General features: G+C 67.5%; 18 protein-coding genes. 11 read left to right on the top strand and 7 right to left on the bottom strand.

Translation table 11 applies throughout. The annotated features are described in order from the left end of the window. Positions 1-129: 129 nt before the first annotated feature. The 3 genes from FHT37_RS18960 to FHT37_RS18950 form a co-directional block, all read right to left on the bottom strand. Positions 130-1,254 carry an L-dopachrome tautomerase-related protein gene (locus FHT37_RS18960; protein WP_183483628.1) on the bottom strand — a complete coding sequence of 375 codons (1,125 nt, stop codon included), beginning with the start codon at positions 1,252-1,254 and terminating at the stop codon, positions 130-132. A gap of 118 nt (positions 1,255-1,372) precedes the next feature. Beyond that, the gene (locus FHT37_RS18955) at positions 1,373-1,993 is read right to left on the bottom strand and encodes an alpha/beta hydrolase (protein ID WP_091729704.1); all 621 of its coding nucleotides are present in this window, start codon (positions 1,991-1,993) and stop codon (positions 1,373-1,375) included. A gap of 36 nt (positions 1,994-2,029) precedes the next feature. Next, positions 2,030-2,248, bottom strand: a complete 219-nt coding sequence (locus FHT37_RS18950) for a molybdopterin-binding protein (protein ID WP_091729700.1) — start codon at positions 2,246-2,248, stop codon at positions 2,030-2,032. Positions 2,249-2,451: 203 nt separating this feature from the next. Between FHT37_RS18950 and FHT37_RS18945 the strand changes: the two genes are divergently transcribed. The 9 genes from FHT37_RS18945 (at position 2,452) to FHT37_RS18905 (ending at position 8,674) form a co-directional block, all read left to right on the top strand. Beyond that, positions 2,452-3,492, top strand: a complete 1,041-nt coding sequence (locus FHT37_RS18945) for a S1/P1 nuclease (RefSeq protein WP_183483626.1) — start codon at positions 2,452-2,454, stop codon at positions 3,490-3,492. Positions 3,493-3,830: 338 nt separating this feature from the next. Further along, on the top strand, positions 3,831-4,943 hold the full coding sequence (locus FHT37_RS18940) for a 6-carboxytetrahydropterin synthase (protein WP_091729693.1): 1,113 nt from the start codon (positions 3,831-3,833) through the stop codon (positions 4,941-4,943). Further along, positions 4,940-5,587, top strand: a complete 648-nt coding sequence (queE, locus tag FHT37_RS18935; protein ID WP_091729689.1) for a 7-carboxy-7-deazaguanine synthase — start codon at positions 4,940-4,942, stop codon at positions 5,585-5,587. The genes FHT37_RS18940 and queE overlap by 4 nt, the downstream gene beginning before the upstream one ends. A 394-nt stretch (positions 5,588-5,981) precedes the next feature. Then, positions 5,982-6,296, top strand: coding sequence for a nucleotide pyrophosphohydrolase (locus tag FHT37_RS18930; RefSeq protein ID WP_147239893.1), 315 nt, complete (start codon positions 5,982-5,984; stop codon positions 6,294-6,296). Further along, a complete protein-coding gene (locus FHT37_RS18925; protein ID WP_183483624.1) occupies positions 6,293-6,955 on the top strand; it encodes a PolC-type DNA polymerase III in 663 nt (220 codons plus the stop codon). The genes FHT37_RS18930 and FHT37_RS18925 overlap by 4 nt, the downstream gene beginning before the upstream one ends. Positions 6,956-7,106: 151 nt before the next feature. Next, a complete protein-coding gene (locus FHT37_RS18920) occupies positions 7,107-7,625 on the top strand; it encodes a GNAT family N-acetyltransferase (RefSeq protein WP_147239891.1) in 519 nt (172 codons plus the stop codon). A 3-nt stretch (positions 7,626-7,628) separates the two neighbouring features. After that, positions 7,629-7,961: an AbrB/MazE/SpoVT family DNA-binding domain-containing protein gene (locus FHT37_RS18915; RefSeq protein WP_221211156.1), complete on the top strand. Its 333-nt coding sequence runs from the start codon at positions 7,629-7,631 to the stop codon at positions 7,959-7,961. Then, complete coding sequence (locus FHT37_RS18910) at positions 7,958-8,440, top strand: putative toxin-antitoxin system toxin component, PIN family (RefSeq protein WP_183483622.1); 483 nt, start codon at positions 7,958-7,960, stop codon at positions 8,438-8,440. Before FHT37_RS18915 ends, FHT37_RS18910 begins: the two co-directional genes overlap by 4 nt. 15 nt (positions 8,441-8,455) lie before the next feature. Beyond that, the gene (locus tag FHT37_RS18905) at positions 8,456-8,674 is read left to right on the top strand and encodes a hypothetical protein (protein WP_091729668.1); all 219 of its coding nucleotides are present in this window, start codon (positions 8,456-8,458) and stop codon (positions 8,672-8,674) included. Positions 8,675-8,710: 36 nt separating this feature from the next. Here FHT37_RS18905 and FHT37_RS18900 read toward each other — a convergent pair whose 3' ends face one another. Further along, positions 8,711-9,799, bottom strand: a complete 1,089-nt coding sequence (locus FHT37_RS18900) for a hypothetical protein (RefSeq protein ID WP_183483621.1) — start codon at positions 9,797-9,799, stop codon at positions 8,711-8,713. A gap of 160 nt (positions 9,800-9,959) precedes the next feature. Here FHT37_RS18900 and FHT37_RS18895 point away from each other — a divergent pair, with 160 nt between their 5' ends. Continuing rightward, positions 9,960-10,940, top strand: a complete 981-nt coding sequence (locus FHT37_RS18895; RefSeq protein WP_147239888.1) for a YafY family protein — start codon at positions 9,960-9,962, stop codon at positions 10,938-10,940. Between the two features lie 10 nt (positions 10,941-10,950). Here the strand turns inward: FHT37_RS18895 and FHT37_RS18890 are convergent, their stop codons facing one another. Both FHT37_RS18890 and FHT37_RS18885 read right to left on the bottom strand, forming a co-directional pair. Further along, positions 10,951-11,565, bottom strand: a complete 615-nt coding sequence (locus FHT37_RS18890; RefSeq protein ID WP_183483619.1) for a cob(I)yrinic acid a,c-diamide adenosyltransferase — start codon at positions 11,563-11,565, stop codon at positions 10,951-10,953. 67 nt (positions 11,566-11,632) lie between these two features. Continuing rightward, positions 11,633-11,944: a hypothetical protein gene (locus FHT37_RS18885; RefSeq protein ID WP_183483617.1), complete on the bottom strand. Its 312-nt coding sequence runs from the start codon at positions 11,942-11,944 to the stop codon at positions 11,633-11,635. Positions 11,945-12,212: 268 nt separating this feature from the next. Here FHT37_RS18885 and FHT37_RS18880 point away from each other — a divergent pair, with 268 nt between their 5' ends. Next, positions 12,213-13,580, top strand: a complete 1,368-nt coding sequence (locus FHT37_RS18880; RefSeq protein ID WP_255489886.1) for an FAD-binding oxidoreductase — start codon at positions 12,213-12,215, stop codon at positions 13,578-13,580. On the opposite strand, the gene FHT37_RS18875 is transcribed toward FHT37_RS18880, so the two are convergent. After that, positions 13,581-15,089, bottom strand: a complete 1,509-nt coding sequence (locus FHT37_RS18875; protein WP_254783525.1) for a SpoVR family protein — start codon at positions 15,087-15,089, stop codon at positions 13,581-13,583. Positions 15,090-15,141: the final 52 nt, after the last annotated feature.

The following is a 15,141-nucleotide window of genomic DNA, read 5'->3' as shown; positions in this document are numbered from 1 at the left end:
CTGGATTCATGCACGAATGGGACACGGACCATAGCCCTGGATCGTGTCCGGCGCGAGACTCCTCGCCCCTGACAGGGATTCCCCGGGACCTCGGCCCGGCGTGTCAGCGCAGGGTCCCGGCGCGGGGGCTCAGCGCGCCGTGTCGCCTGCCCACACCCGCATGATCCGGTAAGGCGGCTTGCCTTCGTCCCGCCCGCCGGTGAAGGCCGGCGTCTTGTACAGCTGGTTCACCGAGATGTAGAGCCAGGACGAGTCGCCCACATGGACGCTGTCGGGCCAGTCCAGCCGTGCGTCGCGCACCAGCGGGACGAGCTTGCCATCGGTACCGAGGCGGTCGATGCCGCCCTCGTTGACGTTGGTGAAGAAGTGGCGTCCGCTCGCGTCGGTCGCGGCGCCGTCGGAGACTGGTTTCGGGCCAACGCGGCGGATCGTCGCGGCGGTCTCGGCGTCCGGGACGCCGGTGCGCAGCAGCCGCGCCGGCACCGAGTACCAGCTGCGACCGTTCATCGCGCCGAAGAACAGCGTCTCGCGATCGGCCGAGAGCGTGATCGGATTGACCGCGACATTCGCCGGCTTGCCCTGGAACTGGATCGGCCGGCCGCCGATGACCATCCGCGCCTGCGGCTCGGCCTGCAGCGCGGCGTGACCGCCGAAGCGGCGAGCACGACCGGTCGCGATCTCGACGGCGATCAGACCCGGGTTCGCGATGTCGGCCAGATAGACCCAGCCCGCACGGTCGTCGACGACCAGGTCCTGCACGAAGCTGCCTTTGGGCGCGATCTCCGGCGGCAGCTCGATGCGCTGGACCTGTCGGCCCGATTCGGCCTCGAAGGCCCAGAGCCGGGTCTTTCCGAGGTTCAGGCCCATGTCGACGATCCAGATGCGGCCGAGGCCGTCGCCGATGATGCCCAGCGGCGTGTCGATGCGATTGTCGCTGGCGGTCGACGTGCCACGCTGGAGCTCGGTGGACGGCCAGGGCTTGAAGCTGTCCCGGCCGGTGATCTCGATCAACTGCGCCGCGGCGGGCGCGCCCAGCGGATGCACGGTGGCGAACAGTCGGCCCCCGGGCCCGGGCACCACGTTGCCGGGACGGATCGGGAGCTCGGCGACGACTTCGAGCTCGCCGGGGGTCGCCGCGCGGGCAGACAGGGCGGGGACGGCAGCGAGCGCGAAAGTCAGCGCGCCGGCCAGTGCGGTCGCGGCGCGATGGATCGAGTGGGAGCGGGCGGATGGCTTCGAAGGATGGCGGTTCATGGAGTCCTCGTTCAGACGATCGGTGGAGACGGGACGCAGTGTTCCGCCGGGCCGACTTTCAATGAACGGGTCAACCGTTGAACCTATTTCAAGCCTCGTTTGAAGCTGGCCCACCCGATCAGACCGAGAACGACCACTCCAGGATGCTGGCCCGCGCCGGTCGGCGCTCGCGCGCGGCGCGGGCCCGGGCGGCCTCGACCCAGCGCTTGGCCAGCGGGAAGGGGCCGAAGCCCGATTCGCTGTTGATGTGGCCCACCAGACCGATGTTGCTGTAGCTGCTGCCCCAGCGCGTCGCCCAGCGCAGCGCGCTGGAGGCGCTCATCCAGGGATCGTTCTGGCTCGCGATCAGCGCCGTCGGCCGGCCCAGCCGCTGGTGCGGCAGGCTCTCCGCCAGGCCGAACTTGTCGGGCTCGGCGGGGGCGACCAGCAAGGCCTCGCGCACCGGCGAATCGGGATGGCGCTGCAGGTGATGCGCCAGCGCCAGGCAGCCGAAGCTGTGCGCCACGGCGATCCATTCGCCGGGGCCGGCGCTGTCGATCCGCGCGTGGATGCGGTCCGACCAGCGCTCCAGGTCGGGCTGGCTGAAGTCCCGCTGCCGCACCCGGTGGGCGTCGCGGTACTGCTGCTCGAGCCAGCTCTGCCAGTGCGCCGGCCCGCTGTCGTGCAGGCCGGGGATGATCAGCAGCCGCGGCTCGGCGCTGCCGTTGTGCTGCGCGGAGCGGTGAGGGTAGAGCGCCATGGCGGTCTCCTGCGGGGTCGATGCGGACAGCGCGCGTCAGAGGGTCGCGATCGACACCTCGGTGGACTTCACCAGCGCGACGACTTCCTTGCCGACCGTCAACTGGAGTTCCTTGACCGAGCGCGTCGTGATCACCGAGGTGACGATCAGTCCACCGGCGGTCTGCACGTCGACCTCGGACACGACCGGTCCTTCGACGATCTCCTTGATGGTGCCGCGGAACTGGTTGCGGACATTGATGGCGGTGATGGTCATGCGAGGGGCTCCTGAGAAAGTGTCGGTCAGCTTAGGCAGCGCCCTTCATTTGCCGAACGAAGCGCTTTGCCCATGGACATGCGGCCGGCGCATAAGCCCCGGCCCCCGGGGATCTCCGTTGATGTCCGTCACGAGGCGCCATGCACAATCCGCGATCCCTTGCCGGCGCATCGCCGGTGCATCGTCCGACACGGGTTCCTGTCATGACCACTTCCTTCGCACGCGGCATCGCCGCGCTGTCGCTGCTCGCCGCCTGCTGCGGCTCCGCCTTCGGCTTCGGTGCCGCCGGCCACAACGCGGTCGGCGACATCGCCGCCCAGCTGATCAAGGGTCATCGCGCCGAAGCCGAGGTCCAGCGCATCCTCGGACCGGTCTCGCTGCGCGACATCGCCGTCTGGGACGACTGCGTGAAGGGCATCGACACCGGCAACGACTTCAAGTACGCGGTGACCGGTCGCTTTCCCGAATGCGCGGTCTTCGAGAACAACGCCGAGGAAGAGGCCCGGATGCGCGACTACGTGAAGCGCAATTTCGAGCAATGCGGACCCAAGCCGGGCGAGGAGTCCTGCAACAAGCAGTACCACTACGCCAACGTCGCGATCCAGCGGGGCCGTTATGTGCCGGGCGCGATCGGGACCAGCGACCACGACATCGTGCCGGCGCTGAAGGCCGCGATCCTCGTGCTCAAGACCGGCCGGCAGACGCCGCCGATGGACTTCAATGAGCGCGAGGCGCTGGCGCTGGTGGTCCACGCGCTGGGCGACATGCACCAGCCGCTGCACATGGGCTCGCTCTACCTGGACGCCGACGGCAAGCCCTATGACCCGGACCGGCAGGGCGCGGATGCGCTGACGCACACGGTCGGCGGCAATGCGATCACGATGCCGCGTCCGGACGGCACGCCGGGCGGCAACCTGCACAGCTACTGGGACGGCCTGCCGGGGCGCCTGAGCGCCGAGCAACTGGCCGCGATGCCGGCGCTCGCCAAGGCCGTGCCGCCGACCACGGGGAATCCGGACGACTGGCCGGTGCTATGGGCGAGTGAATCGCTGATCGGCGCGAAGGAGGCCTTCGAGGGCATGAGTTTCGGCGCCCGTCAGCAGAGCTTGCGCGGCCCCCGCTGGATGGGCACGCCGCCGGCCGGTTATGAAGCCCGCAGCCTCGAACAGACCCGAGAGAACGTCATCAAGGGCGGCGCGCGCCTGGCGCAGCTGCTGCGGTCGATCTGGCCCGACAAGCCCTGACCCGTTGAACCCGGCCTCGTGGTCAGCGCCCCGCCATCGCGGGGCTTTTTTTCGTCCTGACGGACGATCCGGTCTTGAGAACAGGCCTGTGCACAAGCCTGGGGATGGCGCTTGAACAACTCGGCGCTTGTCCACAGTGGCGTGGCCGCTCCGGAAGTTGTTGTCTCGCCATCCCGCCGTTGCCCCGGGTCCGGCCCACACCGTTGCGCTGGTCGCAAGTCCTTGTCGGGCCAGGAGAAACGGTGGTTGTCCACAGAAACCGGCCAACACCTACTAATACGACCAAAGAGATATTCAACACAAGGAGATAAGAAAACCGGGCATGTCACACTGTCGGGATGTCTGCTTTTCCTGCTTCCCTTTTCACCGCTTCGGCCGGCTTCGAGTCCGCCTGCCAGATCGACGCGCTGCCCCCCGGCCACCGCTCGCGCGGCCTGCACGGCCACAGCTACCTGGCCACCATCCGCGCCGAGCTTCCCGCCGGCTGGGCCCCGTTTCCCGGCGCTGAAGTCAGCGCACTGCGCGACTGCCTCGAGCGCTGCATCGCCCCGCTGGACCATGGGCTGCTGAACACGCACATCCCGCAGCCGACCGACGAGAACATCGCCCGCTGGATCCGCCAGCGCCTCGAATCCGAATTCCAGGTCCCCGGCATCACCCAGGTCGGCATCCAGAGCACCTCGAATTCAGGCGTGGACCTGGACGCCAACGGCCATGCCCATGTCTGGCGCCGCTATCGCTTCCAGGCCGCCCACCAGCTGCCCAATGTCCCGATGGGCCACAAGTGCGGCCGCATGCATGGTCATGGCTTCGAGCTGATCCTGCATGCCAACCAGGACCTCGGCGAGCGCGACCTGAGCATCGACTACGACCACCTCGACGAGCTCTGGGCGCCGTTCCATGCGCAGCTGAACTACCGCTGCCTCAATGAGATCGAAGGTCTGTCCAATCCGACCAGCGAGCTAATCTCGTCCTGGCTCTGGGCGCGGCTCAAGCCGCAGTTGCCGGAACTGAGCTGGGTGACGGTGTACGAGACCGGCTCCAGCGGTGCGAACTTCGACGGCGAGCGCTACCGGATCTGGAAGGAATTCACCCTCGACAGCGCGGTGCAGCTCAACCGGGCGCCGGCGGACCATCCGCTGGCCGGCATCCATGGCCACACCTTCACGCTCCGACTGCACCTGAGCGCCGCGCTGGACCAGGTCTTCGGCTGGGCGATGGACTTCAGCGACGTGAAGCTGCTGTTCGGTCCCATCTTCAAGGCCATGGACCACCATCCGCTGCATGAGCTGGCCGGATTGCCGGACGCCGACACCGCCAGCCTGGCCGCGTGGGTGCTGCGCCAGGCCAAGGCCCAGTTGCCGCCGCTGGAGCGCGTCGACCTCTACGAGACCCGCGGCAGCGGCGTCATCGTCAGCCACGGTCCGTTCGAGGAGCTGATCCCGGTATGACCTACGCCGTCAAGGAAATGTTCTACACGCTGCAAGGCGAGGGCGCCCAGGCCGGCCGCGCGGCCGTGTTCTGCCGCTTCGCCGGCTGCAACCTGTGGTCCGGTCGCGAGCAGGACCGCGAGAAGGCCGTCTGCAGCTTCTGCGACACCGACTTCGTCGGCACCGACGGGCAGGGTGGCGGGAAGTTCGCTTCCGCCGATGCGCTCGCGGAGGCGATCGACGCGCAGTGGCCCAAAGACGCCGATGGCCGCAAGACCGGCACGCCCTACGTCGTCTGCACCGGCGGCGAACCGCTGCTGCAGCTCGACGGGCCGCTCATCACCGCGCTGAAGGCCTTGGGGTTCGAGATCGCCGTCGAGACCAACGGCACCCAGCCAGCGCCCGAGGGGCTGGACTGGATCTGCGTCAGTCCCAAGGCGGACGCCGAACTCGTGCTGACCCGGGGCAACGAGCTGAAGCTGGTTTATCCACAGCCGCTGGCCTTGCCCGAGCGCTTCGCCGACCTGGACTTCGACCACTTCTTCCTGCAGCCGATGGACTCGATCCTGCAGAAGCAGAACACCCGCGAGGCCGTCGCGTATTGCATGGCGCATCCGCAGTGGAAGCTGTCGATCCAGATGCACAAGGTGGTCGGGATCGATTGACGCGATGCCAGGAACGGGCGGCAGTTGTCCCCAGTTCGGCGCTCGCTAGCGCATCCGAGGGCGGGCTGTAAAGCCAACAACGCTGTGGAAAACTTTCTGGCAACCGGGGCCTTCTCCACAGCCGGAGAGGGTCCGCCCGGTCTTGTTGTCGGTTCATGCAATGCCAAACCGGCCCTCCACGCACAGGGTTTGGATGCCGACAAGTCGTTGGTTCCAAAGAGAAATATCGACTTGTCCACAGAAACTACGGCCCTCTACTAAGACGACCAGAGAGATATATAAAACCTTGATGTTGAAAAGAGAGGCAGGAAATTTCGTCCCGGCGTTGCTGTGGGGCGCTTCCTGCGCACAGGCCGCTTGAGCGGGCGACGCCGGACTTGCACACTGCCGACCCATGGACATTGCCGACCTGCAACGACGGCTGCGCGAATTCGCCGCGGCCCGCGACTGGGACCCCTACCTCACGCCGAAGAACCTGGCCATGGCGTTGGTGGTGGAGTCGGCCGAGCTCGTCGAGATCTTCCAGTGGAAGACGGCCGAGGAGTCGCAGCAGCTGTCGCCCGACGAGCATCGCCACCTCGGCGAGGAAGTGGCCGACGTGCTGATGTACCTGCTGCAGATCGCGGACCGTGCCGGCATCGACGTGCCGGCGGCGGTCGACCGCAAGATCGCGATGAACGCGAAGAAGTACCCCGCACCGACCGCATGAAACGCACGATCGCCGTCATCGACTTCGAGACCACCGGCCATTCGCCGCAGGGTGGGGGACGCGCCACCGAGATCGGCGTCGTGCTGCTGCGCGACGGCGAGATCGTCGGCCAGTACCAGAGCCTGATGAACACCGGCGCCTGGATCCCGCCGATGATCGAGCGCCTCACCGGCATCAGCAACGAGATGCTCGAGGATGCCCCCGATGCCGCCCGCGTCATGCGCGAGGTCGCCGAGTTCACAGCCGGCTGTGGTTTCGTCGCGCACAACGCGGGTTTCGACCGCGGCTTCTGGCTGCACGAACTGGACCGCGCGGAAGCCGCGTCCCGCATCGCGCCGGAGTTCGCCTGTACCGTGAAGCTGGCACGGCGGCTTTATCCGGAGTCGCCGAACTGCAAGCTCGGCACGCTGGCCAAGTACCACGGCCTGCCCGACAACGGCCGCGCGCACCGCGCGCTCGCCGATGCGATGACCACCGCGCAGCTGGTGCAGCGCATGCAGCGCGACATCGGCACCGAACTTGCCGAGTTCCTCGGAGAGTTGTCCGTCGAGCACGAATTGCTGCTGCGCTTGCAGGCGGTCGCGCGGCCGCAATGGCACAAGGCGGCCACCGGTTTCGCGCGCGATTTCCGTCGGCATCTGCAGGCGTCGCTGGTCTGAAGTTCGGATGTGGTGACGTTCGGGCGCCTCGTCCCGTCGACGCTGCGTCCGGCGATCAAAGGTCAGCAAAACATTTGCTGTCAAGGTGCCCGTTTCGCCGCATTGGCTGGGACAATCCCGCCCTTTCCTGAATTGCGTTTGTTCTCAAGGTATGTCGAGTATTCAGATTCGCCCGGCCACGCTGCGTGATGCCAAGGCCATCGCCCAGATCCAGGTGAGTTCCGCTCAGGACGCGTACAAGGCGTTCTGGCCCGACACCGCCCTCAACGGGTTGTCCGTCGCCCAGCGCCAGGCCTACTGGCGCGAGGCCATCAACATGTGCGAGCCGCAGGTGCTGGTCGCGCACCTGGACAACGAGGTCATGGGCTTCGTCGGCTTCGACCGTTCGCGCGACAAGGGCACGCCGTCGACGACGGGCGAGATCTGGGCCATGTACGCGGCACCGTCCCATTGGGACAAGGGCGTCGGCCAGGCGCTGGTCGAGGCGGCGCAGGAAGGCCTGCAGGAAGAGGGCTGCACCCGCGTCACGCTCTGGACCTACAAGAACAACGAGCGCGCGATGCGCTTCTTCGAGATCGCCGGCTTCCGCGCCGAGTCGGACAGCGTCAAGGCGGTGGACGTCGAGGGCAAGCCGCTGGAGCAACTGCGCCTGCAGCGCTCGCTGGTCTGAGCCGTGCTGGCGAAGCTGACGTCCAAGAACCAGCTCACCCTGCCGAAAAGCGTCACCGAGAAGCTCGGTCCGGTGCAGTACTTCGAGGTCCAGCTGCAGGCCGGCCAGGTGCTGTTGACGCCGGTGCGCATCCAGCGCGGCGATGCGGTGCGGGCCAAGCTGGCGGAACTCGAGCTCGGTGATGAGGTGGTCGCTCAGGCGATCGCCTTCGCGTCCAAGGCCGCCAGGCCGGCTGCGAAAGCGGCGGCAAAAGTGGCGGCGAAAAAGCCGGCGAGAACTGCGAAGTCCCCGGCCGCGAAACAGGCCGCCGGCAAGAAGACCCGCAAGTCCGCATGAGCCGTCGATCGAAGCCGGCGGCGCCGGTGCTCGTCGTCATCGATCCCGCCCTGATCCTGCACGCCTTGCTGAGGTCCGGCGGCGAATCGCTGGGTCTGCGTCGCGCTTGGCAGCAGGGCGTGCTGCGCCCGCTGGTCAGTCCCGGGCTCGCGTCGACGCTGATGCGCGCGCTGGCCTACCCGAAGCTGCAACTGTCCGCGGCGCAGCAGCAGGAACTGCTGGCCGATTTCCTGCCGTATGCGCAGGTCGTGAAGCCGCAGCGGCAAACGCGTCTGGCCGTTGTGCCGGAGGAGGCCCAGGCCCTCGTCGAACTGGCGCTGCAAGGCGAAGCGTCACTGCTGCTCAGCGACGATGCGGTGCTCGCGGAATGGTCTGCGAACAGTCGAAGCCAGGCCGCGCGGCAACTCTGCACGGTCCAGTCGATGTCCGCATGGTTCCAGGTGTTGCCCCCCTCCCAACGCGACCTGCTGCTTTGCTAGATTCCGCGGTCGCATATGGCCAGCTTCCAAGACCGCATCCCTGCCAACATGTGGCGCGTGGTGTTCTATGAACGCCGCGGCAATCGCGTCCACCTCGACCGCACCGGCCCCTGGCTGCCGGAAAAGACCCTCGCCCGCAACTGGGCCCACTGGTTCATCGAGCGCGGTTATCACGTCGCGCTGCAGGACCAGAACGGCGGCCTGGAGAAGCTGCACGTCGGACTGCCCGGCTGAAGCGGGCCGCCCACGCGCCGCGTCTCGCGTCGCCTCTCACGCCGCCGCGCGGAACCCCTGACGCTCGAGCGCCCAGCCGTCGGTCGGCGCGGCGTGGCTCTGCACGCGAATGTTGCTCAGCTGCTTCTTCGCGGCACGCTGCACCAGTTGTTCTGCTTGCTCGGGGGTCAGTTGTTGCGCGAAGTGCGTCCAGCGCTTCTGCAGCAGCGGATCGCGCCACGCGTCTTCCAGGGCCCAGCGGATCTCCATCGGATCGGTGAGCGACTGGCAGCGCAGCACGCGCGGCACCAGCGCCAGCACGAACTTCGAGAAATCCGCGCGCTGCTGCGTGGCCATCAGCGCCTCCAGGCGCGTCAGCCTCTGGCTCCAGCCGGGCGTCGCCAATTGGCGCGTCACCAGCGCCTGCAGCGCCTGGACGGGGTTGAACAGGCGCAGCCGATTCGGCGGCAGCACCAGCATCGGCAGTTGCGCGGCCAGCTCGTGCGCCATGGGCGTGACGAAGCTCGCCAGGATCGCCATCCGTTCCCAGGCTTCGGCGTTGAGGCCGCCGGCCATCGTCATCGGGCCTTGGCGCAGGCTCTGGCCCATGGCCCAGCATTGCTGCCAGCCCCGGTCCAGCTTCGCGACGTTGGCGGCGTGGCTCATCAGCGCCAGGTTGCCAGCCGCATAACCGGCGTCGTCACGGACCCGGTCGATCGAGCGGCGCTGCGGGTGGTCCGCTTCGTCGCTGAACGGCAGGCGGCTGACCGGGCAATGGCTGGTGTCCAGCTGCTGCAGGTAGTTGGGCGTGACCAGCAGGGTTTCGAAGCTGCGGCCGCGCTGCCAGGCATGCAGGCGCAGCGAGAGCCACAGCTGCGTGTGCCGATGAGACTTCAGCGTGCGGGCACCGAAGGTCGAGCGTCCCAGTTGCCATCCCTGCTGCAGCGGCGACTGGCGGAACAGCTGCTCCACCGGTGGCGTCAAGCCGTGATGGGCATAGTCCCAGCCCAGTTCGAAGCCGACGCGCTCATGGCTCGACGCGCCGGCTTCGTCCTTCCGGTCCTCCAGCGTGTCGGCGGCCGTCATCGGCAGGGCCAGTTGCTGGATGGTGATGTCGTCGGCATTGCGGCGGATCGTGGCGACCATGGGCTGCTCCTTGAAGACTGGGATACCGGGTGGCCTGCGGCTACTGCTTCAGGCTTGGGATCAAGTATTCAAGTTGGGTAGCTCATAGAATGAGCCACCCCGAAATTGGTCAGTAGAAAGTCGGGGCTGACCCACCTAAATCTGTCAGGAGGCCCCCCGCATGGATCGCACCGAGCGCTTCTACAAGATCGAGATGCTGATCCGCAGCCGCGGCTGCGTGAGCTTCGCGGAGATGCGCGAGCTGCTGGAGGTCTCGCCGGCGACGCTCAAGCGCGACCTGCAGTACCTGCGCGAGCGGATGGACGCGCCGATCGAATACGACGCCACGGAGAACGGCTATCGCTTCGGGCAGCAATGGCGGGGTCAGCGGCATGAACTGCCGGGCGTCTGGTTCAGCGAGAAGGAGCTGCACGCGCTGCTCACCATGCATCAGATGATGGCGGGTCTCGACGAAAACGGCCTGCTGAGCCGACACCTGCAGCCGATGCTGGACAAGCTCACCGGCATGCTGGGCGGCGATGCCGTCGAGGCGCAGGAAATGACGCGGCGGATCAAGCTGATCTCGACGGCGCGGCGCCGGGTGCCGTCGGAGCATTTCGAGACCGTGGGCAGCGCGGTCGTGAAGCGCCAGCGGCTGCGGATGCGTTATCGCAAGCGGGGAGCGGGAGGCGGCTCGGTCAGCGAGCGCGTGGTGTCACCGCAGCGCCTGGTGCATTACCGCAATACCTGGTACCTGGACGCGTGGTGCCACGCCAGCGATGGGCTGAGACGGTTCGCGCTCGACGCGATGGAGGATGCGGAAGTCCTCGAAGGGCAGGCCGCGCGCAGCCTGCCGTTGAAGGAGCTCGAAGGGGAACTGGACCAGGGCTACGGGATCTTCGCGGGTGGCGATCCGCAATGGGCGACGGTGGTGTTCAGCGCGCAGATCGCCGCGTGGGTGTCGAGCGAGGAATGGCATCCGTCCCAGCGCAGCGAATGGCTGCCCGATGGACGCTGGCAGCTGGAACTGCCCTTCGTGGACGCGACGGAACTGCTGATGGACCTGCTGCGCCATGCCGGCCAGGTCGAGGTGCTAGCCCCGCCCTCGTTGCGCGAGGCTTACGCGAAGCGCCTTACCGCCGCTGCAGCTGCCCTTGCCTGAGCCCTTGTCCTCACGCCTGTCCGCGGTCTTCCTGAGCCTCTTGAGCCTCTTGCGCCTCATAGCGCGCCAACCGCTCGCTCTTCCAATAGACGTCATCACCCCCCTTGCCGTCGAGGTTGGCGCGATTGAGAACCCGCGCCAGCACGAACAGCAAGTCCGACAACCGGTTCAGGTAGTGCCGCGGCGTGGCGTTGAGGGCCTCGTTCGCTGCCAGCGTGACCACCGCCCGTTCGGCGCGGCGGGCGATGGTGCGGCAGACATGCGCGATCGCAGCGCTGCGGGTGCCGGCCGGCAGGATGAACTCCGCCAGGCGGGGCAGGGCGGCGTTGTGGTCGGCCAGCGCCTGGTCGAGGTGGAGCACCGCCGCTTCCTTGAGCAGGCTGTAGCCCGGCATGCACAGCTCGCCGCCCAGGTTGAACAGCTCATGCTGGATGGTGACCAGCAGTTCGCGCACCTCGTCGGGCAGCGGCTCGGCCAGCAGCACGCCGATCTGGGAATTCAGTTCGTCCACATCGCCCATCGCCTGGATGCGCAGGTGGTCCTTGGGGACGCGGGTGCCGTCGCCGAGGCCGGTGGTGCCGTCGTCGCCGGTGCGGGTCGCGATCTGGGAAAGTCGATTGGCCATGGCGGATGCCGCGCGGGCTGCGGAAGTGCAAACCCGGCATCTTGCCGCAACTCGACCGGGAAGGCGGTCAGTTGCGGCTGCCGCTGCGATGGAAGACCGGGCGATGGTGCGACATGGCGGCGGCATGGCCATGCACGTCGTGCACGGTGTGTCTCGGGATGCCGACCGGCCGGGGCACATGCTGCGCCGGCTGACGGCCGCCGGGTTCGAGGTGGCCGCGGGCGGGCTGTCCGGGATCGATGTCCTCGTCGGCAGCGTCGCCGGGCAGGTGGCGGAGCTGATCCATCCACCAGACCCTCAGCCAATCCATGCGCAGGGTGGCCAGCACCACCAGCGCCAGCAGCAGGGCCCAGATCGTCCATAACCACAGGTGGGACATGGCGGACTCCTCGTGGCGCGCGACCAGGCGCGCGATCCGTTCATGCTGTCACTGTGCGGGTCGCGGCGCAAGCGGGACGATGCAAGTGAATGCAGCGACGCGTCTTCCTAGAATCCATCGCATCGACGAGCGATGACCCGCCGGCCGATCGGTGCTGCCGATCCGGGAACGGCGGCACCAGGAGACCACGATGAACGCGCCTCGAGAACTCGGTGACGACCAGGGAGACCCCGGCGCGCCGCACCAGCCGGTCTACGCCCCGCGCGCGATGCCGGCGGCGATGCTGGAGGCGCTGAAGGCGCGCTTCGGCGACCGCTGCAGCACTGCGATGGCCCTGCGCGAGCAGCATGGTCGCGACGAATCGCCCTTCGACGTGCCGCCGCCGGAGGCGGTCGTCTTCGCCGAAAGCAACGACGAGGTCGCCGCGGTGCTGGCCCTGGCCAACGCGCATCGCGTGCCGGTGATCCCCTACGGCGCCGGAACTTCGCTCGAAGGCCACCTCCTGGCGGTGCAGGGCGGCGTGAGCCTGGACCTGTCGCGGATGAAGCGCATCCTCAGCGTCAACGCCGAGGACCTGACGGTGACCGTGCAGGCCGGCGTCACGCGCAACCAGCTCAATACGGAGATCCGGCACCAGGGACTGTTCTTCCCGATCGACCCCGGCGCGGATGCATCGATCGGCGGCATGTCGGCCACGCGGGCCAGCGGCACGAATGCGGTGCGCTACGGCACGATGAAGGAGAACGTGCTCGGGCTGACGGTCGCGACGCCGGACGGGCGACTGATCCGCACCGGCTCCCGCGCGCGCAAGAGCAGCGCCGGTTACGACCTCACGCGCCTGTACGTCGGCAGCGAGGGCACGCTGGGCGCGATCTGCGAGATCACGCTGCGGCTGTACCCGCTGCCGGAGGCGGTGTCGGCGGCGGTCTGCTCGTTCGAATCGATCGATACCGCGGTCCGGACCACGATCGCGATCATCCAGATGGGCGTGCCGATCGCGCGTTGCGAGTTGCTCGATGCACACGCGGTGCGGGCGGTCAACCGCCATGACAAGCTCACGCTGCGCGAGGCGCCGATGCTGCTGATGGAGTTCCACGGCTCCGAAGCTGGCGTGGCGGAGCAGGCGGCCACCGTGCAGGAGATCGCCGCCGAGCACGGCGGCACCGGCTTCGAGTGGGCGACCACGCCGGAGGAGCGCACGCGCCTGTGGACGGCTCGGCATCACGCCTACCTGTCCGCGCTGCAGATGAAGCCCGGCTGCCGCGCGGTGACGACCGACACCTGCGTGCCGATCTCGCGCCTGGCGGAGTCGATCAATGCGTCGGTGGAGGAAGTCGAAGCGAGCGGGCTGCCGTACTTCATCGTCGGCCACGTCGGCGACGGCAATTTCCACATGGGTTACCTGATCGATCCCGCCATTCCGGCCGAACGCGCAACCGCCGAGGCGCTGAGCGCGCGGATGGTGGCGCGCGCGATCGCCCTCGAAGGCACCTGCACCGGCGAGCACGGCATCGGCCTGCACAAGCAGGGCTTCCTGCTCCAGGAGGCCGGGGAGGGCGCGGTCGATCAGATGCGAGCGCTCAAGCGGGCGCTCGATCCGAACGACATCATGAATCCGGGGAAGGTCTTCGCCTGATCAATGCTGCGGTGCCGGCACGCTCCACCGGCGCGTGACATCGCCGCGCGCATTGACGCTCTCCAGGTGGACGCCGAAGCCCCACAGGCGCGCCACATGCTTGAGCACTTCCTGGGCGTCGTCGTGCAGCGGGCGGTCCAGGTGCTGCTGGTGGCGCAGGGTCAATGAGCGGTCGCCTCTGAGGTTCACGTTCCAGACCTGGATGTTCGGCTCCCGCGTGGACAGGTCGTATTGCCGGGACAGGGTCTGGCGCACGTGCTGGTAACCCTGCTCGTCGTGGATCGCGGAGATCTCGTACTCCGCCTGGTGCTCGTCGTCCAGGATCGAGAACAGCCGGAAGTCGCGCATCATCTTCGGGCTCAGGTACTGCGCGATGAAGCTCTCGTCCTTGAAGTTGCGCATCGCGTGATCCAGCGTCGGCAGCCAGTCGCTGCCGGCGATCGCGGGGAACCATTCGCGGTCCTCGTCGGTGGGGTGCTCACAGATGCGCTTGATGTCGGTGTACATCGCGAAGCCCAGCGCATACGGATTGAGCTGCGCCATCGGCGGCTGGGCCACCACGTTGGTGTGGGACTTGAGCCACTCGATCATCATCCCGTCCGACAGATAACCGTCGTCGTACATCGTGTTCAGCAGCTTGTGATGCCAGAAGGTGGCCCAGCCCTCGTTCATCACCTGCGTCTGCCGCTGCGGGTAGAAGTACTGCGCGATCTTGCGGACGATGCGAACGATCTCCCGCTGCCAGGGCTCCAGCAGCGGGGCGTTCTTCTCGATGAAGTACAGCAGGTTCTCCTGCGGCTCGTCGGGGAAGCGGCGCTTCTCTTCCGCCTTGGCCTCGTCCTCGGGCCGGCGCGGCAGCGTGCGCCACATGTCGTTGACCTGCTGCTGGGCGTAGGACTCGCGGTCCTTGCGCATCGCCTGCTCCTGCGCCAGCGACAGCTTGGCCGGGCGGCGGTAGCGGTCCACGCCGTGGTTCATCAGCGCATGGCAGGAATCCAGCGTCGACTCCACCGCATCGAGTCCGTGGCGCTGCTCGCAGTCGGCGACATAGTTCTTCGCGTAGACCAGGTAGTCGATGATCGACGACGCATCGGTCCACATCCGGAACAGGTAGTTGTTCTTGAAGAAGCTGTTGTGACCGTAGCAGGCGTGCGCGATCACCAGCGCCTGCATCGCCATCGTGTTCTCCTCCATCAGGTAGGCGATGCACGGGTCGGAGTTGATGACGATCTCGTAGGCCAGGCCCATCTGGCCGCGCTTGTAGTGGCGCTCGGTCGAGATGAACTCCTTGCCGTAGCTCCAGTGCCGATAGTTCACCGGCATGCCGACCGACGCGTAGGCGTCCATCATCTGCTCGGCGGTGATGACCTCCAGCTGGTTCGGGTAGGTGTCCAGGCCGTAGCGTTCCGCGGTCTGGCGGATCACCTCGTGGTACTGCTCGATCAGATCGAAGGTCCAGTCGCTGGGCGACTCGAGCGGTCGGTCGGGCCGCTTCTCCAGGGGCCGCATCTTCGTCAGCGGCGCGCGCACGCGGCGGCCGCCGTACTCGTTCGCGCCCACG

The organism is Mitsuaria sp. BK037, from assembly GCF_014193045.1.
In the GTDB taxonomy this organism is placed as follows: domain Bacteria; phylum Pseudomonadota; class Gammaproteobacteria; order Burkholderiales; family Burkholderiaceae_C; genus Roseateles.
Note: the sequence above shows the minus strand (reverse complement) of the source record. Positions and strands in the feature narration are given on the sequence as shown.